This is a genomic window from Actinoplanes xinjiangensis (assembly GCF_003148685.1).
Lineage (GTDB): Bacteria > Actinomycetota > Actinomycetes > Mycobacteriales > Micromonosporaceae > Actinoplanes > Actinoplanes xinjiangensis.
In genome coordinates this window covers 26225-51218 of sequence record NZ_QGGR01000046.1, presented here as the reverse complement: position 1 = coordinate 51218, position 24994 = coordinate 26225, and the positions used below count along the sequence as shown (strand labels likewise).

Sequence of the window (24994 nt, the reverse complement as noted above, 5' to 3'; positions counted from 1 at the left end):
ACGGCGCCGAGCCGGTTGCTGTTGGTCTCGTCGGGGCAGAACAGCCGGAAGCTGTCCGGGTTGCGCGAGTAGATGTCGCGCATCATCTCGCCGAGTTTGCGGGTCGACTCGGCGCGTCCCTGGGCGGGCTGCTTCACGTCGACCGCGTAGTCGCGGAAGTCGGGCAGGTCCAAGTCGGAGGTGAGCAGGCCGCCGTTGGCGTGCGGGGTGGCGCTCATCCGCAGATCCCCGGGCGGCGCCAGGTCGCGGATGATCTGGGCCGGTGCGCCGGAGGCGTCGAAGAGCTCTTCCGGCTTGTACGAGCGCAGCCACTTCTCCAGCTCGGCGAGGTGGTCGTCGTTGCCCTTGACCCCGGACAGCGGGACCTGGTGCGAGCGCCAGGTGCCGGTCACGGTGATGCCGTCGATCTTCTCCGGGCCGGTCCAGCCCTTCGGCGTGCGCATCACGATCAGCGGCCAGCGGGGGCGGCTGCCGTCCCACGTACCGCCGCGGGCCTCACTCTGAATGCTCCTGATCTTGCCCCACGCCTCGGCGAGGACCGCCGCGAACCGGTGGTGCATGCCCGGCAGGTCGGAGCCCTCGATCTCGATGACGTCGTAGCCGTGTCCCTCGAACAGCCTGCGCACCTCGGCCGGGTCCTTGCGGGCCAGCACCGTCGGGCCGGCGATCTTCGCGCCGTTGAGGTGCAGGATCGGCAGGACCGCGCCGTCGTGCTCCGGGTTGATGAAGGAGACGCCCTTCCAGGACCCTTCGAGGGGGCCGGTCTCGGCCTCGCCGTCGCCGACCACCGCGATGGCCAGCAGGTCCGGGTTGTCCATGACCGCACCGAACGCGTGCACCAGCACGTAGCCGAGTTCGCCGCCCTCGTGGATGCTGCCGGGCGTGGTCACGCTGACGTGGCTGGGGATGCCACCGGGGCTGGAGAACTGCCGGAGCAACCGCAGCAGACCGCCCTCGTCCAGACCGACCTTCGGGTACACCTCGGAGTAGGTGCCCTCCAGATAGCCGGCGGCGACCAGCGCCGGACCGCCGTGACCCGGGCCGGCCAGATAGATGGCCTGCTGCCCGGTCTGCTTGATCAGACGCGACACGTGGGCGTAGACGAACGACAGACCGGGGCTGGTGCCCCAGTGACCGAGCAGCCGCGGCTTGATGTGCTCCGAGGTCAGCTTCTCCCGCAGCAGCGGATTGCCCTGAAGGTAGATCTGCCCGACGGTCAGGTAGTTGTTGGCCCGCCACCAGGCGTCGAGGCTCGCGACCTCGGCATCGTCCGGAGCGGCGAGCTTCCGCACCAGTTCCTGCTGGTCGAGCGTGGCGGCCCGGTTGTCCGAAACGGCGGTCACGGTCATTCCTCTCGACGAAGTCTTTCGAGTTCCTGACTGGTCACGATCAACGTATCGACGGCGTGAACGGGCGACACGGGCCTTTCGGCCCCTCCGGACGGGACGTTACCCCCGCCGATGGTTCGCACACGCGCCCGAGAACGACGGTCACGGAGTGGCCCCTACCCCCCTGGGAAAACTTCTACCAGGATTCGGCGGCGCTCCGGGTCACCCCGGCAGAATGGCACCTGAACCCGGTGCCACCGGCCGGGACGGCCAGGGAGCCGGACGGCGTGCCAGACTCGATGTGATGACGAACCCCGGAGACCCGCACATCCACGTCGAGGGCGGACCGCTGCGCGCACGCGCAGCCGAGCGCAACCTCCTGGCGTCCATGTTCGGGCTGGTCGGTGACCTTCCGGCCGAGGTGACGACCGCCTGCGGGCTGCGGGCGCCGTTCGCCATGACCTCCGCCGAGCCGGGCTCGGTCACCTGCCTGCCGTGCCGTGAACACGCCGCCGGACAGCACCGCCACTTCGCCGACCAGGTCGCCACGCTGGGCGCCGGGCCGGGCTCGCCGCTCAGCGGCGTGGAGGCCGCCCGCGCGGCCGCCGCCCATCACGACCTGGCCCGCCGGTTCGACGCCCCTCCATGATGGGACGATGGGACGGTCACTGAGTTACGCGGACGCCGCCCGTCTCCTCGGCGGCACGGACAGCAGGGTCGTCACCGCCCTGGAGAAGACCGCCGGCTGGCTGATGCTCGGCGCCGCCCCGGCCCTGGCCGAGGTCCTGAGCTGGTTCGACGCCAAAGCCGAACTCAGCCGCCTCAGCCACCAACTGGTCCGGGACCTGTCGGAACGCCGTAGCGGCCTGTCCCGGTACGGCCGTACCGAGCGCATCGAGGCCGCCCACACGGTCATCGTGATCGCCGCGTTCTTCGAGAGCCTCGCCGAGGTCGCCCTGCCCACCGGGCTGACCAGGGCCGAGCAGGTCGCTCTCGGCGCGGGCGTCCCGGCCGGGCCGGACGGGTTCGTCACCCAGATCATGTCGGCCGGGGATCTGGTGCCGCGCCCGGAACAATCGCCCGCCGACTTCCGGCAGAGCATGGAGCGCTACTACCGGGGGCTCGCCGACGCGGTCGACAGGTTCCTCGGCGGTCTCGCCGGCACCGGTGACCTGCCCCGCGACGAACGCGACCGGATGACCCGGGCACTCCACGACGCGGCGGGCCGGGCGGTGGCCCGGTACGAGGACGCGCTGCTGCGGCTCACCACCGACTTCCCGGAGGTCGCCTACTGGGCCGACCGGCGCGAGCAGCGGAGCGCCCGGGCCGCGCTCACCGGGATCGGGACGGTGCTGGAGGCCATCCACACCGGCCGCGCGCCGGACGAACGCCGGGCCGGACTCGCCGCGGCCTACCGGGACGATCTGCGCCGGCCGCTGGTCAACGCCGGTGACGTGGCCGCCGGCATCACGGTGCCCACCCTCGACGAGGTGTACCTGCCGCCTCGTTTCCGCGTACCCGACGTGGCCCGGCCGTCCGGCTTCGGTCACGACGACTGGTGGGAGCCGTATCCGGTCCGCGACGATCTGCGTGACTTCCTGATCGGGCACCTGACGTCACCTCGGGCCACCCGCGCGCCGCTGCTGGTGCTGGGTCAGCCCGGCTCCGGCAAGTCGGTGCTCACCCGGGCGCTGGCCGCCGGGCTGCCGGCCGCCGAGTTCCTGCCGATCCGGGTGGTCCTGCGCGACACCCCGTCCCTCGACCAGATCCAGGACCAGGTGGAACACGCCATTCGGGCGGCCACCGGCGAACGGGTCGACTGGCCGGCGCTGGTCCGCTCCGCCGGGGACGCGCTGCCGGTGATCATGCTCGACGGGTTCGACGAACTGTTGCAGGCCACCGGCGTCAACCAGACCGACTACCTGGAGAGGGTGGCCGCCTTCCAGCGGCGCGAGGCCACCCAGGGCCGGCCGGTCGCGGTCATCGTCACCAGCCGCATCGCCGTCGCGAACCAGGCCCGGCCACCGCAGGCAGCCCTCGCGCTGCGCCTGGAGCCGTTCGACGATCGGCAGATCTCCGACTGGCTCGACGTGTGGAACCGGCTCAACCAGGCGGACCTGCGCCGCCGCGGACTGGTCCCGCTGGGCACGGCGACCGTTCTGGCGCACCGGCACCTGGCCGAACAGCCGCTGCTCCTGCTGATGCTGGCGCTCTACGACGCCGACCGGAACGCCCTTCAGCGCGACAGCGCCGACCTGCGCCAGGACGAACTCTATGAGCGGCTGCTGCACAGCTTCGCGCTCCGCGAGATTCACAAGCAGCGGCCCGGCCTGTCGACCCGGGACCGGGAGGCCGCCGTCGAGGACGAACTGCGCCGTCTCGCCGTGGTCGCCTTCGCGATGTTCAACCGCTCCGTCCTGTGGATCAGCGAAGCCGACCTCGAAACGGACCTGACCGGCCTGCTCGGCTCGGCGCCCCCGGCCAGGGAGGGCCTGCGCACCGCGCTGCGGCCGGCGGAGCTGACGCTCGGCCGGTTCTTCTTCATTCACCGCGCGCGGGCCACCGACCTGGAGACGTACGAGTTCCTGCACGCCACCTTCACCGAGTTCTTCGTGGCCCGGCTCACCTGGCAGGTGCTCCGCGACGTGGCCGCGCAGGCGGGCGCCGCCATCTCACCGTTCGGTCCCGCACCGGTCCACGACGACCTGCTGCGGGCACTGCTGTCCCACGAACCGCTGAGCCGCCGCTCGACCGTCATCGGGTTCCTCAGCGAGATGGCCTGGGCCGCCGGCCCCGCGACCCGGGCACCGCTGAGGGATCTGCTGCTGCGCCTCTTCCACGGGCTCGGGCACACACCACCGTCGCCGCACTACGCCGGATACCGCCCGTCCCGTCGTGGGGAGCCCGCCCGGCTGGCCGCCTACAGCGCCAACCTGCTTCTCCTGATCGCCTGCACCGGCGACCAGGTCCGCGCCGGCGACCTCTTCCCCGGTCACCGCGACGTGGTGGCGGCGTGGGGTGGCCAGGCCCTGCTGTGGCACTCGCAGCTGTCCCCCGGCAGCTGGCAGAGTTTCATCGAGCGCCTGGCCGTCGAGCGGGTGTCGACGGACGCCGGCCGGGACATCCGCGTCACCCTCTACACCGGCCGCTGGTTCCCGCCGCCGGTCGACCTGTCCTGGACCCTCGGCTGGTCGCCGGACCCCGGCGAACCGTCATGGCTGCGGATCGGTGCCGCCACCGACGAGCAGGAACGCCGTCGTACCACGAATTTCCTCTTCCAGACCGCGGGCGACATCACCCAGCACGCCCTGGACGCACTGGCGGTCACCTCCGACTGGCACCTCGACAGGTTCGTCGCCCTGCCCGGCGGCGGCATCCAGCTGCCGATGACGGCCATGTTCGCCCTGTGGGCCGACCCGGCGCTCGACACGTACCACCGCTGTCTGCGGATCGCGACCTGCGAGGCGCCCGAGTGGGCGCACCAGATCCAGCTCCGCTGCGCCGAGACCATCCTGGACAATCTGGCGATCGGGCACACCGTCCGCCCGCCGGAGGCCGTCGAGATCCTGGAACGGTTGCACGACCCGCTACCGCCGTTCTGGACCGGCCGGCTGACCTCCGGTTTCCTGCGCTGCATCCTGGAGAACCTCGGTGCCGGACGCGTCCTCGACCGTCGTCTGGCAGCGCTGGCCGGGGCGATCCTGATGCCCGACCTGGGCGGCGCCGACCCGGTGCTCGCCGCCGACACCCTGGCCCGCCTGCACGAACTCGACCTGCCATTACCGCCGCTGGCCGAGCTGTCGTCGCCGTGGAAGTTCACCACCCTCGTGCGCCGGGTCTCCAAGCGGCGCCCCGACCTGGCCCTGCGCCTGGCCCCGCTGGCGCCCCCGGACCGGTGACGGCTTCATGGACCCCGTATACGGCGCGTGGAAACCAGTGTGGAGAATCGCTGTGCACATCGTGAACTCGATGTCCCGTGAGGGGCAGGACTCGGAGTGACGTCTCCCCATGCTCGATCTTCCCCGGCCACTCCGGTGGGCGGACCGCGCCGCCTCCATGCCCTACATCAAGGGCGGCGGTGAGGCCCAACTGGACTCCCTGCGCAGCCTGCTCCTGGATGCCCGGCGGGACGGCGGGGACCCCGCCGTCGTGCAGGCCGCCGACCGCACCCGGCCCCGCGGCTTCCTCGAGCGGGGCGGCCGCGGCCGGTGGCGGGTCACGGAGGCCGGCGAGTCATGGCTGGAGACGGCGGACAACGCGTTCCTCATCGGCGTGTTCCACTCCGAGATCCGTTTCCTCGGCGAACTGCTGGAACAGCTGTCGGCGGGCGAGCTGACACACACCCAGCTCATGGACATCGCCCGAACGGAGTACGACCTGTCGTGGGGCTCGCCCGATCAGGTACGGCGGCGGACCACCTGGCTTCGCGCCGGCGGCTTCGTCGAACTGCGGTTCGACAACTATCTCCTGATCACCGGCGACGGTCGTGACCTGCTCGGCCGGTTGGAGAACCGTCCGCCCAACTCGCTGAGCGCCGAGCCGGAGCGGGCCCGTACGGTCCCGGAGATCCCGGCGGGCGCGCCCGAGATCACGGCCTTCCTCGGATCGCTCGACGAGGAGGCGCTGCGGTGCCGCCGTCGGCTCATCGGGTATTTCCCCGGCGGCTCGTCCGGGCCGGAGACCATGCGCAGGCTCGTGGCGGCTGCGGCACCGTCGGTGTCCCGGGACGAGTGGGTGGCTCTCTGCGGGGAACGGTTCGCGATCGGTGAGACGTCCGCCCTGCAGTCGCTCGCCTCGTTCCGCGGCGTCGGGCTCGTCAAACGCACCGGCCCGGACAGCGACGCGGTCACGCCGCTCGCCCAGGCGTGGCTCGACTCCGGCACCGATCTCGACGTCATCCGGATCCTGCACGGCAATATCAGGTTCTTCGGCGAGATCCTGGCCTTCCTCGACACGACCGGCTCGTCGGCCGAGTTGGCGTCGAAGGCACTCGAGTTCGACATCCCGCCGCCGGACCTCCAGCGCCGGATCGGGCTGCTGCTCGCCACCGGACTGATCGAGGAGGCGGGGGTCCGGCGGTACCGGCTCACCCCGCTCGGTCAGGCGATGGTGCGTGAGCTGCCGCTCGAACCGGACGGCGGGCCGGTTTCCCCGCCGGCCGCCGCCACGCCCGCCGCCGGCGATCAGCGTGCCGTGGAGGCGCCGTCGCCGGACGCGCTGGAGACCGAGTTGCGCGTCGCCGCTCGTGCGGCGACCGACTTCACCCGGCTCGAGCGCGCCATCGCGTCGGCGTTCTCGGTGCTGGGCTTCCAGGTCGAGCATCTCGGCGGCCAGGGGCGAACGGACGTCCGGGCGGTGGCGCCGTTGCCGGGGGCTGACCGGTTCGTCGTGATCGCGGATGCCAAGGCCTCGGCCAGGGGCCAGGTGGCGCCCTTCGACGTGGTCACCCTCCGCGAGCACAAGGAGCAGCACGGGGCGGACTTCGTGGTGGCGATCGGGGAGAGTTTCACCGACCGCAAGAACATCGAGCGGGCCCGTTCCGAGGGTGTCGGCCTGTTGAGCGTCGAGGTGCTCTGTACCGCCGTCCGGCTCGCTCGCGAAGGCGTGATCGGGGCGGCGGATCTCCGGTCGCTGCTGTCGGGCACCGGGCTGATCGACGGGACCGCGCTGCAGCAGGCCGCCGGTGCGAGGCGTCGCACCTTCAAGATCGTCAAGCTGGTGCTCGCCACACTGGCCGCGGAGGCGGTCGGCGACGACGAGGTGACCAAGGGGTCCCTGGCACCGTCGGACATCTACATCGAACTCCGCAACCAGGACGGCGCGCCGTCCCTGCAGGAGATCGAGATGGTGCTCGGTCTTCTCGCGAGCCCGCTCATCGCGACGGTGGCCGGGGTGTCGGGCAAGTACGTTCTCACCGAACACGTGACCATCGCCTCCGCCCGGATGGCGTTCCTGGGCGCGCTCGTCGCCGGGGCCGCCGTCACCGAACTCAGCTGAGCCGGGTCACCCGTGGCGGCGCCGGGCGGGGACGCCCGGCGCCGCCGGTGGGCGGGCCGGGCGTCTGCGGCTGTCAGCCCAGGGTGAGGGTGCAGCTGTCCTCGTCCGCCGCCAGGTCGGTGACGGTGTCGCCGAGCCGGACGCGCCAGGGCAGGGCGTCGCCCATCCGGCCCACCACGATGTCCGCGCCCTCGCGGGAGACGGTGAAGACCGTGTCGGCGCCGGTCGGGCCGGGGACCACGACCGCGGTCCGGCCGTCGGCCGGCTCGAACAGGTGCAGGGTCACGCCCTCGCGGTAGTCGTAGTCGGGGCGGTCCTGACGGGCGCCGACCGCCAGGACGGTTCCCGGGCGGACCAGCAGCGGGGCGGTCTCGAAGCCGTGGGTCTCGGTCACCCAGCGCGGGCCCTCGATCGTCGCGGCGGTTCCGGGGGCCGGCAGGTAGCGGGTCCATCGGCCTTCGGGGACGTAGTAGGAGACCTCGCCGCCGGCCGTGAAGACCGGGGCGACGAGCAGGTCGGGGCCGAGCATGTACTGCCGGTCCAGGTAGGTGACGGCCGGGTCGTGCGGGAACGCGACCGGCATCGGGCGCATCACCGGCAGGCCGGTGAGGTGGGCTTCGCGGGCGGCGCCGAAGATGTACGGCATGAGGCGGTACTTCAGGTGGGTGAAGGACCGCAGCACGTCGACGGCCTCCTCGTCGAACAGCCACGGCACCCGGTAGGAGGAGCTGCCGTGCAGGCGGCTGTGTGACGACAGCAGGCCGAACGCCACCCAGCGCTTGAAGACGGCCGGGTCGGGCATGCCCTCGAAACCGCCGATGTCGTGGCTCCAGAAACCGAAGCCGGACGACATCAGGGACAGGCCGCCGCGCAGGCTCTCCGCCATCGACTCGTAGGTGCTGGAGTTGTCGCCGCCCCAGTGCACCGGGAACTGCTGGCCGCCGACGGTCGCCGAGCGGGCGAACAGGACGGCCTCGCCGTCGCCCTTGGCCTCGCGCAGCACCTCGAAGACGACCTCGTTGTAGAGCTGCGTGTAGTAGTTGTGCATGCGTTCCGGGTCGGAGCCGTCGTGCCACACCACGTCGGTGGGGACACGTTCCCCGAAGTCGGACTTGAAGGCGTCGACGCCCATCTCGACGAGCGCCCGCAACTTGCCCGCATACCATTCGCGGGCGGCCGGGTTGGTGAAGTCGACGAGTGCCATGCCGGCCTGCCACAGGTCCCACTGGAAGACGTCGCCGTTCGGTCTGCGGACCAGGTAGCCGTTCGCCCGGCCTTCGGCGAAGAGCGGGGACCGCTGGGCGATGTACGGGTTGATCCACAGGCAGGTTCTGAGTCCCCGGTCGGCGAGGCGTTTGAGCATGCCCGGCGGGTCGGGGAACACCCGCGGGTCCCATTCGAAGTCGCACCAGTTGAACTCGCGCATCCAGAAGCAGTCGAAGTGGAACACCGACAGCGGCAGGTCCCGGTCGGCCATCCCGCCGACGAACTTGTTGACCGTCTCCTCGTCGTAGTCGGTGGTGAACGACGTGGTCAGCCACAGGCCGAAGGACCAGGCCGGCGGCAGCGCGGGCCGGCCGGTGAGCGCGGTGTACCTCCGGATGACGTCGGCCGGGGTGGGCCCGTAGATCACCAGGTAGGACAGGCTCTGCCCGGCGACGCTGAACTGGGTACGGGTGACCATCTCGGAGCCGACCTCGAAGGACACCTTGCCGGGGTGGTCGACGAGGACGCCGTACCCGCCGTTGGTGAAGTAGAACGGGACGTTCTTGTACGCCTGCTCGGAGCTGGTGCCGCCGTCCTCCTGCCACACGTCGACGGTCTGGCCGTTCTTGACCAGCGGCCCGAACCGCTCCCCCAGCCCGTAGACGACGTGCCCGACGCCGAGGTCGAGCTGCTCGTGGATGTAGTCGCCGTCGGGCCCGGAGACGACGCCCATGCCCTTCCAGCCGCTGCCGGTGAGACGGCGACCGTCGGCGAGGAAGTCGAGCGCCCAGTTGTCGCCGTCGGAGAACCGGGCGGTCAGCGCACCGGACGTGATCGACCGGCTGTCGACGGACACGTCACCGGGTTCGCCGGAAATCGCGAAATTCGGGGACTTGGAGCGCTCTCCCTGGAAGTGCGAGACGGTGACCCGGATGACGTCGGGCGCCGGTGCCGTGCACTCGACGGTGATCAGGGCGGAGTTCAGCGTGTCACCGCGGTGCGTGATCGGCCTGGTGGCGGCCCAGGCGGTCAGCGAGTCCGGCCCGGTCGCCGTGTCCTGCAGATGGGCGGGGTGCAGCACGGTGACGCCTGCGCGTTTACGCCAATAGCCGTCGGTGAACTTCATCGAAAAGTCCTTTACTTGATGGCGCCGGCGGCGATGCCGCGCGTGAGGGTCCGCTGGAAGATCAGGAAGAAGAGGATCGCGGGGAGGATGCCGATCAGGGCGGAGGCGCTGGTCGTGGTGGCGTCCATCATCCGGTCGCCCTGGAGGACGCCGAGGGCGACGGGAACGGTCTGGTTGTCGTTGGAGATTAGGAAGACCAGCGGCAGGAAGAACTCGTTCCACGTCCAGATGAAGAAGAACGTGAACAGCACCGCGAGGGTGGGGCCGCTGACCGGCACGACGACCCGCCACAGGGTCCGCCACTTACCGGCGCCGTCGACGGAGGCCGCGTCCAGCAACTCCCGGGGGAACTCGGTGTAGACCGAGGTGAGCAGGTACGTGCCGAACGCGCTCTGGATGACCGTGAAGATGATGATGATCGCGAACAGGCTGTCGTAGAGTCCCGCCTCCTTGGAGATGTAGTAGAGCGGGTAGACCAGCACCTCCTGCGGCAGCAGGTTCGCGACCAGGAAGAACACCAGGAACCAGACGCGGCCCTTCACCCGGCCGATGCCGAGGGCGTACGCGTTGAGGATCGACAGCACCACCCCGAGGACGGCCACGACCAGACTGATGATGAAGCTGTTCCAGAGTTTCCGGCCGAAGTTCACCCGGTTCCAGAAGTCGACGATGCCGTCCCAGTAGAGGCTGCCGGGGAACGACAGCGGTCCGTTGGCGGCGTAGTCGGCGGGGCTCTTGACCGCGTTGACGGCGATCACCAGCAGCGGCCCGACCAGGAGCAGGAGCAGGACGAGGAGCGCGGCCAGGACGAGCCAGCGGACCGGGTTGCGGTGTTTGGCGGCGTCCGGGGCGGCCGTCCCGGGCGTCTTCGTCACCGGCTGGACAACGGCGGTCATCGCAGTTCCTCCGAACGGTGCTGGAGACGGAGGAACAGGAACGCGAGGACCACGATCAGCACGGTGAGCACCGTGGAGATCGCCGATCCGTACCCGACCTGGGCCTTCTCGAAGAAGTTCTTGTAGGCGAAGTACGACGGCACGAGGGTGGCGTTGCTCGGGCCGCCCTTGGTGAGCACGAAGACCTGGCCGAAGATCTTCAGTGCGGCGATCGTCGTGGTGATCAGCACGACGTAGAACTCCGGCCTGATCATGTACACGGTGATCTTGCGGAACCGCTGCCACCAGGTCGCCCCGTCGAGGTCCGCCGCCTCGTACAGCGACGGGTCGATCCGCGACAGCCCGGACATGAACATGACGACCGGATAGCCGATCTGGAACCAGATCATCACCAGCATCACGCTGTACAGCGCGTAGTCGGGATCACCGAGCCAGTTCCGGGCCAGCCCGCCCAGCCCGACCGCTTCGAGGATCCGGTTGAGCGCGCCGTAACCCGGGTGCAGGATCCAGCTCCAGATGATGCCGGTGACCGCGACCGGGATGACCTGCGGCAGGTAGTAGCCGGAGCGGAACAGGCCGGCCCAGCGGTCACCGAACCTCTTGCCCACGTAGTCGAAGAGCACCGCGGCCAGCACCAGTCCGAGCAGCGTCGGGATGACCGCCATCGCGAACACGAGCAGCCCGATGTTGCCGAACGACTGCCAGAACAGGGTGTCGCCGAACAGCCGGGTGTAGTTGTCGAAGCCGACCCAGCGCGGGTCGCCGACACCGGTCCACTTGGTGAAGCTGACGTACACCGTCATCACCAGCGGCACCACGATCACCGCGAGCGAGGCGAGCACACCGGGAATCAGATACAGCGCGTAACCACGTTCGCGCGACGAACGTCCGGCCATGCCGGGGCCCCTTCCCTTCACGATGCGGGCGGCTGGTCACCGCCCGCATCGCGGCTGACGCAGGATCATTTGCCGAGGTCGGCCAGATTCTCGTTGTACGGCTTCGCGATCTCGTCCAGGAACGCGTCCGGCGTCTTCGAGCCGTTGATCAGGCCCTGGGTGCCCGCCACGAGGACGTCGTAGTAGCCGGGTGCCGGCCAGTCCGGGTAGAAGGCCAGGCCGTCAGCGGTGGAGATCCGGTTGAAGGTCTCGACCAGTTCCCGGTTCTTCGGGTCGGTGATCGCCGCCGGGTCGGCCGCGACCGGGACGCCACCGCTGTTGCCGAGCAGCGCCTGCACCTCGGGCTGCATGGTGATGTCGATGAAGTCGTACGCCAGCGCCTTGGCCTTGCTCTTCTCCGGCACCACCCAGAGGTTGCCGCTGGAGCCGGGGTGCAGGGTGTTGCCCGGGAAGAGGAAGGTGCCCCAGTCGAAGTCCTTGATCTCCGAGGCGAACCGGCCGTACCACCAGGAGCCGGAGATCAGGATCGGGAACTTACCCTGGGTGAAGGAGACGCCCATGTCCTCGGCCTTGATGCCGGCCGAGTCCTTGCTGATGTAGCCCTTGGCGACCCAGTCGGCGAAGGTCTGCGCGCCGTAGGTGAACTGCGGCCCCTTGAAGTCGACCTTGTTCGTGTAGAGCTGGTAGTCGTTGACGAACGCGCGGTCCGATTTCGACAGGGCCAGCTCGTAGAAGATCTGCTGGGCCGGGTATTCGGCGCCACCGACGGCGAGCGGGGTCACCTTGTTCGCCACGAAGGTGTCCATCACCTTGGTGAACTCGTCGAACGAGGTCGGGACGGCCAGTTTGTACTGGTCGAACATCTTCTTGTTGTAGTAGACGGTCACGAACTCGCCGTAGTTGGGCACGCCGAAGACCTTGCCGTTGCCCATGATGCCGTCTTCGTCGTACTTCGCCGTGGTCTGCAGGCTGGAGCTCAATTTGGAGTCCCAGCCACGCTTGGTGAACTCGTCGGAGAGGTCGGTGAGCAGGCCCTGCTTGGAGAGCAGGCCGGCGGTCGCGTTGCCCTTGTTGTATTCCAGGATGTCCGGGGCGCTGTCGGAGTTGAGGATCATCTGGGCGTTCTGCTGGATCTGCTCGAAGCCCTTCTCCTCGAACTTCACCTCGACGCCCGGGTGGCCGGCCTTGAACAACTCGATCGCCTTGTTCCAGGCGATGCCCATGGCGCTGTTGGGACCCTCGTAGTGCCAGAGGGTCAGGGTCTTGGCGTCCGCACCCTCGGTCGAGGAGTCGTCACTGCCGCACGCGGTGAGACCGAGGGTTGCTGCCAGCAAGAGCGCACCGGCCGCGAGACCGGATCGTGATCGGAGCATAACCGTTCCTCCCGAGGGGAATGAGAGCGGGAAGTCCTCGTCGTCGAAGCGCTTCGACGATCGGCCTTGTCGAGACGCTATGGAACGAGCCCGGTTCATGTCAACGGTGTGACGTGGAGATTTCGCGGCAGGAGTCCCGCTCGACCAGGCTGGGCGCCAGCAGCCTGGTGTACTCGACGCGACGGCCGTCGAGCAGCCGCATTGCCGTCTCCACCGCGAGAGTCCCGACGTCGTGCGCCGGGATGTCGATCGAGGTGAGGTGGATCGGCATCGCCGTCGCCACGTCCCGTGGGCAGACGGCGACGATGGAGACGTCGTCGGGCACCCGGCGGCCGGTGGCGTGCAGCAGGTCGAGCAGGGGCCGCAGCGCCTCCTCATTGTGCACCACCAGGGCGGTGATCCCGTCGAGTTCGGCGTCGAGGTCGGCCAGGCAGGTCCGCACGCCCGCGGCACCCGGCTCGCACGGGTGCGTCACCGTGCGCAGCTCCAGCTCCGCCGACGCCTCCAGGAAACCGGCGAGGAACCGGTCGGCGTAGGTGGTCTGCCTCCGGTACACCGCCGGGGACGGGCCGACCAGCCCGATCCTGCGGTGCCCGTGCCCGGCCAGGTGGGTGAGCGCCTCCCGGGCGGCCGCGGCGAAGTCCAGGTCGACGCAGGCGATCCCGGTGTGGTCCGACGGCAAGCCGATCAGCACCGACGGCTGCTTGAGCTTGCGCAGCGCCGGGATACGCAGGTCGTCGCGCTCCAGGTCCATCAGTATCAACGCGTCGACCATGGTGCTGTGCGCGACCCGCTCCAGCCCGGCGGTGCCCTCGTCCTTCGTCAGAAGCAGAACGTCATGGTTGTACGACCGGGCGGCGGTCACCACGGCGGTCGCGAACTGCATGATCACCGGCACGTTGACGTCCACCCGCAGGGGGGCGACCAGGGCGAGCACATTGGTCTTGCTGCTCGCCAGGGCGCGGGCGCCGGCGTGCGGGTGGAAACCCAGCTCGGCGATCGCGGCCTGCACCCGGGCGCGGGTCTCCGCCGAGATCGGGCGGCGGCCGCTCAGCACGTAGGACACCGTGCTCGGCGAAACCCCCGCCGCCTTGGCGACATCGTTGATCGTCGGCATAGTGCCTCCCCAGGTCGCCACAGCCTCGCCTTCCGCCGATCCTACTGATCAGCGGGGGTGCGCCCGGACGGGCACACCCCCGCCCGGTGTCAGCCGATCGAGAACGTGGCCAGGCGCAGACCGGGACTCGGCAGCAGGTAGACGGACTGCCGGCCGGAGAAGCGGGCGAGCGTGGCGGTGACGGTCGTGTAGTCGTACACCCCGCCGGTGCCGGTGACGGTCGCGGTGCCGAGCAGGCGCCCGGACGGTGAGCCGAGGCGCACCTGGACGGTTCCGCTGCCGGAGGCACGGGCGGTGAACGTCGTCCCGCCGCGCAGCCTCGCGTCCCGGAACGCGATCCAGTCCCCCGCCGCCGTGGCGCCGACGACGGTCCCGCGCGCTTTGGTCTCGTCGAGCAGACGCGCCCCGGAGTAGTCGTCGAAGGTCTCCGCGCGGGTCGGCCGGGACAGGTCACGGGCCGGGATGGTCTCACCCCGGACCGCCCACGTCGCGCGCTGCCGGATGTCACCGGACGACGCGCCGAGCAGGATGTCGTGGACCGCGGTCTCGACCACCCGGCGCTGCCGGGTCTGATCCCAGCGGGCCAGGTCGGACGGTTCGAGCGTGAACGTGACGGTCGTCGACTGCCCGGGGTTCAGGTGGATCTTCTGGAAGTCCCGGAGCTGTCTGATCGCCGTGGCGTCGCGGGAGGTGCGCTGATGGGTGTAGAGCTGGACCACCTCGTCACCGGCCCGCCTCCCGGCGTTGGTGATCGTGACGCTGACCCGGCCGTCCCGGACCGACGGGACACCGTAGCGGAACGTGGTGTACGACAGCCCGTGCCCGAATGCGTAGAGCGGCGTGGACCGGTTGTACAGGTAGGTCTGGCCGGTCTTGATGATGTCGTACCGGAGCAGGTCGTCCGGCAACTGCGCGGTCGAGCGCGGCCAGGTCTGGGTGAGCCTGCCGGACGGGTTGACGTCGCCGTAGAGCACGTCGGCGACGGCATGCCCCGTCTCGGCTCCGGCGTGGGTGGTCCAGAGGATGCCGGGGACGTGCCGCTGCGCCCAGTTGATCGTCTGCGGGTAGCTGCTCTGGAGCACCACGACGGTCCGCGGGTTGGCCGCCCGCACCGCCTTGATCAGGGCCTCCTGGCGGGCGCCGAGGCCGAGCCCGGTCCGGTCGTGGACCTCACGGCCGGCGACGAACGGGTCGGTGCCGACGACGACCACGGCGGTCTGCGCCTTCTTCGCGGTCGCGGCGGCCCGGGCGACCCCGTCGACCAGCACCTCTCTGGTGAACCGGGTGGCCGCCGAGGCGGTGCCCAGCGTCAGGTTGCCGTCGGCGCCCACGGTCACGTAGTCGGTGTCCGGGAACCACGACTCCTGGGTCTCGTAGCCCACGTAGTGCAGCACGACCGTACCGTCGCCCTGGTCCTCGATCTTGAACTGCTCCTGCACGAACCAGCCGGCCGGATCGGTGGCCTGGGTGACGAACGGGCCCCAGCCGTAGCCGACCAGCCGACCGTTGGCGACGCTGCGCAGGGTGGAGACGCCGTCGCCCCAGTCGACCGTGTCGAACTGGGCGGCCGTCGACGCCGTGGTCGCGGTCAGGCTGACGCTGCCGGAACCGGCGGTCACGTAACGGCCGGTCGCCACGTCCTTCAGGGCGATCCGGTCGGCGCCGGTGCCGGTGGACACCGTGGACGCGCGCTCGGTGATGCCGTCGAGGATGCTGACCCGGTACGGCAGCTGTCCGCCGTACCAGTCGCTGTAGAGCTTGTCGGCGGTGGGACCGACGACCGCGACCGAACCGCCCGGCTGGAGCGGAAGGATGCCGTTGTTCTTGAGAAGGACCGCGGCCTCCGCGGCGGTCTCGCGGGCCAGCGCGCGGTGCGCCGGGCTGTCGATCACCGAGGGCGAGATGCCGGCGTACGGGCCACCGTCCGGATCGAACTCGCCCAGCCGGAAACGGATGCTCAGTGCGTTGCCCGCCGACTCGTCGACGTCGGCCTCGGTGATCAGGCCCTGCGCGAGCGCGTCCTTGATCGCGGTGACCGTGGGCACGGCGTTGGTGTCGTCGACCGTGAAGCTGTCCAGGCCGGCCTCGAGGGTGGCGGCGTTCGCCTCGGCCTGGGTGGCGTAGTAGGCCTGCGAGCCGGTCAGGTTGGTCGGCGCCCACGCGTCGCTGACGTTGAACAGCCGCCGTCTGCTCCAGTCGCGGACCAGCGTGCCGAGGTCGGGGTCGACGGTCGCGGGCCGGCCGTTGATCAGGTTGTAGGCGGCCATCACCCCGGTCGCGGCGTCGTTGCGCAGCGCGATCTCGAACGGCTTGCGGTCGTACTCGTTGAGTACCCGCTGCGGCACGTTCGACGAGGTCCGGTCACGCAGGGTCTCGTTGTTGTAGGCGGCGTAGTGCTTGAGGGTCGGCGCGACCTTGAGATGGTCCGGGTCGTCGCCCTGCAGCCCGTCGCCGTAGGCGGTGGCGATCACGCCGGACAGCAGCGGATCCTCGGAGTAGCCCTCCTCGTTGCGGCCCCAGCGCGGGTCACGCAGCGGGTTGACCACGGGCGCCCAGGCGTTGAGGCCCCAGATCGTCGGGTCCTGCGCGTGGAAGCCGCGCAGTTCGTCACCGACGGCGTCGCCCACGCGGGTGATCAGCGCCGGGTCCCAGGTGCTGGCCAGGCCGACCGCCTGCGGGAAGACGGTCGCCGTCGCGTCCACCTTCGCCGAGTTGTTGTGGTAGTCGTTGGACCAGGCGACCCCGTGCAGGGCCTCGGTGCCGGCTTTGAAGACGTTCAGGCCCAGGCGCGGGATGGCCGGCTGGTACTGGTGCAGCAGCGAGATCCTCTCGTCCAGGGTGAGCCGGCCGAGCAGGTCGTCGAGCCGCGCGGCCAGGGGAAGGCCCGGGTCGCGGAACGGAAGTGCGGGGTCGGCCTGTGCCGCTCCCGGAGCCACGGGGAGGACCAGGACGGCGGCCGCAAGCGCGGCGAGACCGCGTCTGAGACGCATGGCAGTCTCCTTTTTCCATAAGGCATGAAGAATCGATCGAAGCGCTTCGACGATTGATGCGGAGAAACGCCCGGTGACAAGGGGTGCGGTGAGGTCACCATAGATCGGCGCTGATGGACCGGGCAACCACCGGGCGCAGCTTTCCGGAAATCCTCCGGCAACAGAGGCAGAATGACCGGATGCGATTGATCGTCATCGGCGGCGATGCGGCCGGAATGTCCGCCGCATCCCAGGCCCGGCGCCGGCTCGGCCCCGGCGAACTCGAGATCACGGCGTACGAGCGGGGCGAATACACGTCCTACTCGGCGTGCGGGATCCCGTACTGGGTCGGCGGGCTGGTCGACGGGCCGGACGGGCTCATCGCCCGCGACCCGGCCGCCCACCGGGACAACGACATCGACGTCTACACCGGACACGAGGTCACCGGCATCGACCTGAAGGCGCGGACGGTCACCGTCCACGACCGCGCGGAGAGCTTCGACCATCTCATGTACGCGGCCGGCGCCACCCCGGTCCGGCCGGCGTGGGCCGACACCCCCGCGCGGGGCGTCTTCGGCGTGCAGACCCTCGGTGACGCCGCGGCCCTGCAGAAGTGGCTGGAACCCGGGCGGGACAGCGCCGTCGTGATCGGGGCCGGATACATCGGTGTCGAGATGGCCGAGGCCCTCCAGCGCCGCGGCCTGCGCGTCACCCTGGTGGAACGGTCCGGCCAGCCGATGTCCACGGTCGACCCGGACATGGGGGCGCTCGTCGCCGACGCGATCCGCGGGCTGGGCGTCGTGTTGCGTACCGGCGTCACCGTGCAGGGCCTGGAGACCGACGGCGGGCGGGTCCGCGCGGTCGTCACCGACGACGGGGTGCTGCCCGCCGACGTCGTCGTCCTCGGGCTCGGCGTGCGGCCCAACACGGCGCTCGCCGACGCCGCCGGGCTGCCCCTCGGTGTCACCGGCGCCCTCGCCACCGACCTGCGGCAGCGGGTCACCGGCCCGGACGGCATCGTCGACGGCGTATGGGCGGCCGGCGACTGCACCCAGGTCACCCATCTGGTCAGCGGGCGGCCGTCGCACATCCCGCTCGGTACCCACGCCAACAAGCAGGGCCGGGTCGCCGGCATCAACATCGGCGGCGGGTACGCCACGTTCCCCGGCGTCATCGGCACGGCCGTCACCAAGATCTGCGACCTGGAGGTGGCCCGTACCGGGTTGTCGTCGAAGGAGGCCGAGGCGGCCGGGTTCCGGTTCGTGACGGCGACCGTCGAGTCGACCAACCGGGCCGGATACTTCCCCGGAGCGGTGCCGATGACCGTCAAGGTGATCGCCGAGAAGGACACCGGGCTGCTGCTCGGGGCCCAGATCGTCGGCAGGGCCGAGGCGGCCAAGCGGATCGACGCGTTCGCGGTCGCCGTGTGGAACCGGATGACGGTCACCGAGATGACCGCCCTCGACCTCGGTTACGCCCCGCCGTACGCCCCGGTCTGGGACCCGATCCTGATCGCCGCCCGCAAGGCGTCCGACGCCCTCTAGCTCCCTCTAGCTCAGGATCACCAGGACCGCCGGGGAGCCGTCGCCGTCCCAGGTGCCGGTCAGCGTCGCACCCATCGCCATCACCGGCCCGATCGTCCGGACCACGGTCAGGTCGCCGGACACGTCGCCCGGCTCGGCGGTACTGCCGCGCAGCCGCAGCGACGGCTCCCGGCGGACCGTCGCGCCGTCGGCGAGCACCTCCTCGGCCGCCTCGTGCCCACCGGACCGGATCGTCTCGGCGACCACCGCCCGGTAGACCGGGTCACCCTCCGCGTCGTAGACCCAGCGGGGGCCCAGCACCGAATGCTCGGTGGTGCCGACCAGCCACTCGTCGGCGCCGGGCAGCGGCGCGCCCCGGTAGGTGAGCGGCACGTGCAGCATCGGCCCGTCACCGGCCCGCACGATGAGCGTCTCGACACCGACCGCACCGGCCGGGTCGTCGAACCGGGCCGCCGCCACCCGCTCGGGCTCGACGGCCGGACCGTCGAACCAGGACCGGGTGGGCAGCCAGACCGCGAGCAGCTCGAGTTTGCCGGGAACGATCGTCGCCTTGTGCAGAATCGCCATGCCCGCAGCCTAGAACCCCACCTCGACAGCACCCGCCGGTGAGGGCAGTCTGGGCGGATGAGGGTCCTCTGGGCGATTCCGGCCACCGTGCTGCTGGCTGCCGTGCTGGTACCGGCCAACGACGGCTTCTACCTGACCTGGATCAACTACGACCCGCAGGGCGAGGGCCAGCAGTGGGAGTGGCGGTACAACCGGGAGGTCATGCGCAACACCTCCGGCTACCTGTACGGGCACCTGCTCGCCCTCCTCACCGGAATGTGGCTGGCACACCGCCACCGGTATCCCGTGGCGCTGGTGATCGCGGCGGGCACCGGGACGGCGATGGCGGCGGCCGCGTTCCTGACGGCGCGCGCGCTCGGCGGTGAACGGCTGCGGATCGGCGGGGACGGGCGGGTGCTGTGGGAGCCCGCCGTCGTCGGCGAGGTCCAGCACGGTCCGCTGCTCCTGGCGTTCCCGCTCTATGCGCTTCTCGGCGTCGGCCTCGGCGTCCTGCTCGCGGGCTGGCTCCCGTCGCGGCAGTCCCGCACGGCCGGGACGCTGGTCCTGGCCGTCGGCTGGTCGGTGGTCAGCGTGGCCGGGCTGATGCAGATCGGCCGGCTCGACTTCCCGGCGGCGTGGCTGTGGGTGGTCCCGCCGCTGGCGGCGGCCTGCGCCATCGGCATGGCGTCACTGTCGCTGAGCGCCGGGGAGGCCTCCGCGGCTCACGTCGGCGACTGGGGGGACACGGCGTCGGGCGCCCTGGTCACCGGCCTCGCGGCGTGGACCGCGGTGGTCATCGTGGCTGCCCTGGTCCACCGGCACGACACGGCGACGGTACGGGCGGAGCCGGGTCCACCGGCGTAGCCCCGCACCCGGAGGCGGGGTTGCGTGGGCCCGGTGACCGTCGCACCGGCCCGGCGGTCGCGTCGCGGTCCGGGCCACCGCGGGTGTCGCGCGGTGGCCCGGGGACTGCGTCGGCTCCGGCGGGCGTGGTGGCCCGTACCGGATGAGGTTGTTCTTAGAGGCCCATGTCCTTGGCGATGATCATCTTCATGACCTCGGACGTGCCGCCGTAGATCCGGTTGACCCGGTTGTCGGCGTAGAGGCGGGCGATCGGGTACTCGTTGATGAAGCCGTAGCCGCCGTGCAGCTGGAGGCAGCGGTCGATGACCCGGTGGGCCACCTCGGTGCAGAACAGTTTCGCCGACGCGGCCTCGGCCGCGGTCAGCTCACCGGCGTCGAGCGCCTCCAGGGCCCGGTCGGCGACCGCCTGCGCGGCGTCCACCTCGGCCTGGCAGGCGGCCAGCTCGAACTTGGTGTTCTGGAAGCTGGCGACCGTCTGGCCGAAGACCTTGCGGTCCTGCACGTACTGTTTGGCGAACCGGATCGCGGCCGCCGCCTGCGCGTACGCGCCGAAGGCGATGCTCAGGCGCTCCTTCGGCAGGTTCTTGCCGAGGTAGTAGAAGCCCTTGTTCTCCTCCCCGAGCCGGTCCTCCACCGGCACCTTCACGTCGACGAACGCCAGCTCGCCGGTGTCGGAGGTGCGCAGACCCAGCTTGTCGAGCTTGCGGCCGACCGAGTAGCCGGGCAGCGACGTGTCGACGTTCAGCAGGGTGATGCCGTAGCGGCGGTCGTCGGGCTTCGACGGCGAGGTACGGGCACAGACGATCACCCGGTCGGCGAGGACCCCGCCGGTGATGAAGGTCTTCGCGCCGTTGAGCACGTAGTGCGTGCCGTCCTCGCTCAGCTTCGCCGTGGTGCTCATGCCGGCCAGGTCACTGCCGGTGCCGGGCTCGGTCATGGCCAGCGCATACATCGTGTCGCCGGAGACGAAGTCGGGCAGCCAGCGCCGCTTCTGCTCGTCGGTGCCCAGGTCCAGAAGGTACGGCAGGCCCAGCGCGACGTGCGCCCCGGCAGCTCCGAAGGAGACGCCGGCACGCATCGTCTCCTCGGTCTGGACCGCGGCGAACTTGAAGCTGTCGATGCCGGCGCCGCCGTACTCCTCCGGCACCTCGATGCCGAACAGGCCCAGCTCGGCGAGCTGCTTGTAGAAGTCGCGCGGGACCTGACCGTCGACGAACCACTGGTCGTAGCGGGGCACGACCTCGGCCTCGATGAACGCCCGCAGCATCTGGCGGAACGACTCGTGGTCCTCGTTGAAAACAGTGCGGCGCATCTGTCGCTATTCCCTTCTAGAGACGGCGTCCGCCGTCCACATAGATCGTCTGCCCGGTGATGAAGGATGCCGCGTCACTGGCGAGGAACGCGACGACCCGGGCCACGTCCTCCGGCCGGCCGACCCGCCGCAGCGGGGTGATCTCGGCGGCCTTGGCCCGCATGTCGGCGGCGGAGATGCCGACCCGGGCGGCGGTCGCGTCGGTCATCTCGGTGACGATGAAGCCGGGCGCCACCGCGTTGACGTTGATGTTGAACGGGCCCAGCTCCATCGCGAGAGTCCTGGTCAGACCCTGAATGCCCGCCTTCGCGGCGGAGTAGTTGGCCTGGCCGCGGTTGCCCAGCGCGGACACGCTCGACGTGTTCACGATCTTGCCCGAGCGCTTGGCGACCATGTGCCGCTGAGCGGCCCGGCTGCACAGGAACGCGCCGCGCAGGTGCACGTTCATCACCACGTCCCAGTCGGCGACGGACATCTTGTGCAGCAGGTTGTCACGGAGCACCCCGGCATTGTTGACCAGCACGTCAACCCCGCCCAACTCGCCGGCGACCTTGTTGACCACCGCATCGACCTGGGACTCGTCGGCGACGTCGCAGCCGAACGCGACAGCGGTCCCGCCGGACGCCGTGATCCGGTCGACGACCTCGGCACAAGCCTGCTCGTCGAGGTCGAGCACGGCGACGGACGTGCCCTCGCGGGCGAACTGGATGGCGGTGGCGGCGCCGATACCTCTCGCTGCACCGGTGACGATGGCGACGCGACTCATTTCAACCTCCGTGGTCAGAACGCGCTGATCCCGGTCAGCGCGCGGCCGATGAGCAGTTTCTGGATCTGGCTGGTGCCCTCGTAGAGGGTCGTGACCCGGGCGTCGCGCATGGCCTTGCCGACCGGGAACTCGTCGACGTAGCCATACCCTCCGAAGATCTGGATGGCCTGATTGGCGGCCTTGACAGCGGACTCGGTGGCGAACAGCTTCGCCATCGAGGCCTCGGTGCGGTAGGGCAGACCGCGGTCGACGTGATCGGCGGCGCGCCAGACGAGCAGGCGGGCGGCGTCGGTCTCGACCGCGATGTCGGCGATCATCTCCTGGACGAGCTGGTAGCCGGCGATGGGCTTACCGAACTGGCTGCGCTCCCTGGCATACGCGACGGAGGCCTCCAGGCAGCCTCTGGCGAGCCCCACGGAGCCCGCGGCCACCGCTATGCGGCCCTTGTCCAGGGCGGCCATCGCGATCTTGAAACCTTCGCCGATCCCGCCGAGCCGCGCGTCGGCGCCCACCCGGACCCCGTCGAGGCTGATCGACGCGGTGGCCTGACCGCGCAGGCCGAGTTTGCCCTTGATCTCGGTTCTCTCCATGCCCGGCGAGTCGGTCGGGACCAGGAAGGCCGTGATCCCCTTCGGACCCGGGCCACCGGTGCGCGCGAAGATCAACGCGACTCCGGCCCACGTGCCGTTGGTGATGAAGATCTTCTCGCCGCTGATCACCCAGCCGTCGCCGTCACGGACCGCCCTGGTGATCAGGGAACCCGCGTCGGAGCCGGTGCCCGGTTCGGTCAGGCCGAAGCAGCCGAGCATCTCGCCGCCGCAGAGCTTCGGCAGCCAGGCCGACTTCTGCTCGCCGGTCCCATACGCCTGGATGCTCTTGGCGACGAGGCCGAGCGAGACCGAGACGATCCCGCGGACCGAGGTGTCCCCGCGGCCGAGTTCCTCCATCATCAGGCAGTACGTCAGGAAGTCGCCGCCCGAGCCGCCCCACTGTTCGTCGATCCCGAGGCCGAGGAAGCCCAGCTCGGCGAGCTTGCCGACGATCTTGGTGTCGACCTGCTCGGTCCGGTCCCACTCGGTGGCGTGCGGCACGACCTCGCGGTCCACCCAATCCCGGGCCAGGTCCTGGAACTGCTGCTGTTCCGCCGTCAGGCCGAGGTCCATAGCGGCTCCCGTAATTGAACGCTGTCAGGTTTCTCGGGCCATGCTAACTTAACAGCGTTAGATAAACCAAGCCCCGTGGAGGACCGCATGCCCCGGCCGACGACGCCGCTGCTCAGCCAGGCCGGCATCCGCGCGTCCGCACTGGAGATCATCGACCGGGACGGGCTCGACGGGCTGAGCATGCGCAAGCTCGCGGCCGCCCTGGGCGTCTCGGCACCCGCGCTGTACTTCCACTACCCCACCAAGGAACACCTGCTCGACGACGTGGCCAGCGAGATCATGGAGAAGGTGGACGTCTCCGCCTTCACCCACGGCTGGCGGGACGGCCTGCTCACCTGGGCGCGCTCCTACCGGGCGGCGCTCGCCGAGCATCCGAACATCGTGCCGTTCCTGGCCCGCGGCCCCGGCCAGCGCGACGCCTCCCTGCGCCGCGCCGACGCCATCCACGGCGGCCTGGTCGCCGCCGGCTGGCCGCCGCGGGAGGCCACCATGATCGGTGCGTCCACGAAGTACCTGGTGCTGGGTGCGGCGATGGGCAGCTTCTCCCGCGGGTTCGTCGACGACGTGCAGGTCTACCTGGACCGCTACCCGTCCCTGGGGGACGCCCACCGGCTGCGCGAGCACGCCGACAGCGTCGACCGGGACAGTTTCGAGTTCGCGCTGATGATGTTCGTCGACGGCCTCGCCGCCCGCCTCACCCACGGCTGACCCCGCCTTTCGGGCCGGTCCTTTTCGGGCTGGTCCTCACCGCTGTCTCACGCCCGCCGAGACAGCGGTGACAGCCAGCTGGATCTTTTCGGCTGGCGCCCACCGCTGTCTCGCGCTCGTTGAGACAGCGGTGAGAGCCAGCCGGGGTTATGGACGGCGGTAGGCGCGGATGGTGAGGCCGGCGTCGACGAGGGCGCGGCGCGTCTCGGCCAGGCCCGCGGTGAAGTCGCTGCTGTCCTGGAGGTAGTAGCGGCGGAAGAACCAGGACGGCACGCGCGGCGCCCGGCGGCGGGTCAGGAACAGCTGGTCCTGGACCTGCCGGGCCATCAGCCACAGCTCCTGGCGGGTGGCCGGCTCCTGACTCAGTGGAGCGGCGTGCAGGGAGCGCGACCGGGACCACCGCCCGACCCTGCGGCGGTCGGTGAAGATGCCGCGCTGCTCGCGGAACGTGTCCCAGCCGAGCATCAGCAGACCGAGCGACGGTACGCACCACTGCACCAGGAAGTCGGTCACGGTGGAGCCCCGGAGCATCGCGGTGAGCAGACCGAACGCCGTCCAGGCGAGGAGAGCGGCCAGGACCGCGCGGGCGTACCTGCGGCGGACCCGGCCGCCCCAGGCGAGGTTCTGCTGCTGGCGGGCGAGCACGTCGAACGGCGCCGGCAGGTTCGGCATCGCGTACGAGACCCGTAGCGAGTCCTCCGAGCCGCGGAACCGGCTGCTGAGTTTGTGCACGTCCTCGGCCGGCACCTCGTCGCCGGCGAGCACGTGGTTCCAGGGCAGGTGGAACAGCCGTACCTCGAACGTCTCCTGGAGCAGCGCGGCCCGTTGCAACTCCCGGTGCGCCCACGAGGCGAGGCCCAGCGAGTAGACAAGTGCCCAGAGCGCGCCGGCGACGGTGACCGTGATGCTCAGCGACCGGGTGAACGGGGTGGCGTTGAGCGATCCGGCCAGGACGGCGACGAGCCCGGTCACGGCCAGGGTGAGGGAGATGCCGATCCGCAGTGCGGCCAGCCGCCGTACCCGGGCATGCGACACCGCGGTCGCTCGGAGTAGGTGACAGAGCGTCGGGTCCAGTTGACGCTGCCGCACCACGGATCTGCGATCGGACATGCGCGCCACCGCCTGTCCAGCGAACTGATGTGGTACGCCAAGATTATCCCCGAAAATCAGCTACGTTCATCTA

Annotated in this window: 18 protein-coding genes; 6 read left to right on the top strand and 12 right to left on the bottom strand. The window is 70.3% G+C overall.

Annotated elements, in window-relative coordinates:
* A partial coding sequence (locus tag BC793_RS46265; RefSeq protein WP_146246762.1) for a phosphoketolase family protein occupies positions 1–1349 on the bottom strand: 1349 nt, incomplete at its 3' end.
* A 283-nt stretch (positions 1350–1632) separates the two neighbouring features.
* On the opposite strand from BC793_RS46265, the gene BC793_RS46260 reads away from it, so the two are divergent.
* The 3 genes from BC793_RS46260 to BC793_RS50045 all read left to right on the top strand — a co-directional run bounded on the left by BC793_RS46260 (position 1633) and on the right by BC793_RS50045 (position 7325).
* The gene (locus BC793_RS46260; RefSeq protein ID WP_109603021.1) at positions 1633–1977 is read left to right on the top strand and encodes a hypothetical protein; all 345 of its coding nucleotides are present in this window, start codon (positions 1633–1635) and stop codon (positions 1975–1977) included.
* A 7-nt stretch (positions 1978–1984) separates the two neighbouring features.
* Positions 1985–5227, top strand: a complete 3243-nt coding sequence (locus tag BC793_RS46255) for an NACHT domain-containing protein (protein WP_109603020.1) — start codon at positions 1985–1987, stop codon at positions 5225–5227.
* 109 nt (positions 5228–5336) lie between these two features.
* The gene (locus BC793_RS50045) at positions 5337–7325 is read left to right on the top strand and encodes a hypothetical protein (RefSeq protein ID WP_158319569.1); all 1989 of its coding nucleotides are present in this window, start codon (positions 5337–5339) and stop codon (positions 7323–7325) included.
* 73 nt (positions 7326–7398) lie between these two features.
* Here BC793_RS50045 and yicI read toward each other — a convergent pair whose 3' ends face one another.
* The 6 genes from yicI to BC793_RS46220 all read right to left on the bottom strand — a co-directional run bounded on the left by yicI (position 7399) and on the right by BC793_RS46220 (position 16929).
* Positions 7399–9657, bottom strand: coding sequence for an alpha-xylosidase (gene yicI, locus BC793_RS46245; RefSeq protein WP_109603019.1), 2259 nt, complete (start codon positions 9655–9657; stop codon positions 7399–7401).
* A gap of 11 nt (positions 9658–9668) precedes the next feature.
* Positions 9669–10553, bottom strand: a complete 885-nt coding sequence (locus BC793_RS46240) for a carbohydrate ABC transporter permease (RefSeq protein WP_109603018.1) — start codon at positions 10551–10553, stop codon at positions 9669–9671.
* Complete coding sequence (locus BC793_RS46235) at positions 10550–11449, bottom strand: carbohydrate ABC transporter permease (protein ID WP_109603017.1); 900 nt, start codon at positions 11447–11449, stop codon at positions 10550–10552. The genes BC793_RS46240 and BC793_RS46235 overlap by 4 nt, the downstream gene beginning before the upstream one ends.
* Positions 11450–11514: 65 nt before the next feature.
* Complete coding sequence (locus BC793_RS46230; protein ID WP_109603016.1) at positions 11515–12822, bottom strand: extracellular solute-binding protein; 1308 nt, start codon at positions 12820–12822, stop codon at positions 11515–11517.
* A 100-nt stretch (positions 12823–12922) separates the two neighbouring features.
* Entirely contained in the window at positions 12923–13939 is a 1017-nt protein-coding gene (locus BC793_RS46225; protein ID WP_109603015.1) for a LacI family DNA-binding transcriptional regulator, read from the bottom strand.
* Positions 13940–14028: 89 nt separating this feature from the next.
* Positions 14029–16929 carry a glycoside hydrolase family 3 protein gene (locus BC793_RS46220; protein WP_109603014.1) on the bottom strand — a complete coding sequence of 967 codons (2901 nt, stop codon included), beginning with the start codon at positions 16927–16929 and terminating at the stop codon, positions 14029–14031.
* Between the two features lie 179 nt (positions 16930–17108).
* On the opposite strand from BC793_RS46220, the gene BC793_RS46215 reads away from it, so the two are divergent.
* Positions 17109–18452 carry an FAD-dependent oxidoreductase gene (locus tag BC793_RS46215; protein WP_109603013.1) on the top strand — a complete coding sequence of 448 codons (1344 nt, stop codon included), beginning with the start codon at positions 17109–17111 and terminating at the stop codon, positions 18450–18452.
* A 6-nt stretch (positions 18453–18458) separates the two neighbouring features.
* On the opposite strand, the gene BC793_RS46210 is transcribed toward BC793_RS46215, so the two are convergent.
* Positions 18459–19019 (bottom strand): CG0192-related protein, encoded by a 561-nt coding sequence (locus tag BC793_RS46210; protein ID WP_109603012.1) that lies wholly within the window; start codon positions 19017–19019, stop codon positions 18459–18461.
* Between the two features lie 57 nt (positions 19020–19076).
* On the opposite strand from BC793_RS46210, the gene BC793_RS46205 reads away from it, so the two are divergent.
* Positions 19077–19862: a hypothetical protein gene (locus BC793_RS46205; RefSeq protein WP_109603011.1), complete on the top strand. Its 786-nt coding sequence runs from the start codon at positions 19077–19079 to the stop codon at positions 19860–19862.
* 154 nt (positions 19863–20016) lie between these two features.
* Here BC793_RS46205 and BC793_RS46200 read toward each other — a convergent pair whose 3' ends face one another.
* Genes BC793_RS46200 through BC793_RS46190 form a run of 3 tightly spaced genes read right to left on the bottom strand, consistent with a single transcriptional unit; the run spans position 20017 to position 23103 of the window.
* A complete protein-coding gene (locus BC793_RS46200; RefSeq protein WP_109603010.1) occupies positions 20017–21174 on the bottom strand; it encodes an acyl-CoA dehydrogenase family protein in 1158 nt (385 codons plus the stop codon).
* A gap of 16 nt (positions 21175–21190) precedes the next feature.
* On the bottom strand, positions 21191–21940 hold the full coding sequence (gene fabG / locus BC793_RS46195; RefSeq protein ID WP_109603009.1) for a 3-oxoacyl-ACP reductase FabG: 750 nt from the start codon (positions 21938–21940) through the stop codon (positions 21191–21193).
* A 14-nt stretch (positions 21941–21954) separates the two neighbouring features.
* Positions 21955–23103 carry an acyl-CoA dehydrogenase family protein gene (locus BC793_RS46190; RefSeq protein ID WP_109603008.1) on the bottom strand — a complete coding sequence of 383 codons (1149 nt, stop codon included), beginning with the start codon at positions 23101–23103 and terminating at the stop codon, positions 21955–21957.
* 87 nt (positions 23104–23190) lie between these two features.
* On the opposite strand from BC793_RS46190, the gene BC793_RS46185 reads away from it, so the two are divergent.
* Positions 23191–23811, top strand: a complete 621-nt coding sequence (locus BC793_RS46185; RefSeq protein WP_109603025.1) for a TetR/AcrR family transcriptional regulator — start codon at positions 23191–23193, stop codon at positions 23809–23811.
* A 147-nt stretch (positions 23812–23958) separates the two neighbouring features.
* On the opposite strand, the gene BC793_RS46180 is transcribed toward BC793_RS46185, so the two are convergent.
* The gene (locus tag BC793_RS46180) at positions 23959–24921 is read right to left on the bottom strand and encodes an S-4TM family putative pore-forming effector (RefSeq protein ID WP_146246761.1); all 963 of its coding nucleotides are present in this window, start codon (positions 24919–24921) and stop codon (positions 23959–23961) included.
* Positions 24922–24994 lie beyond the last annotated feature (73 nt).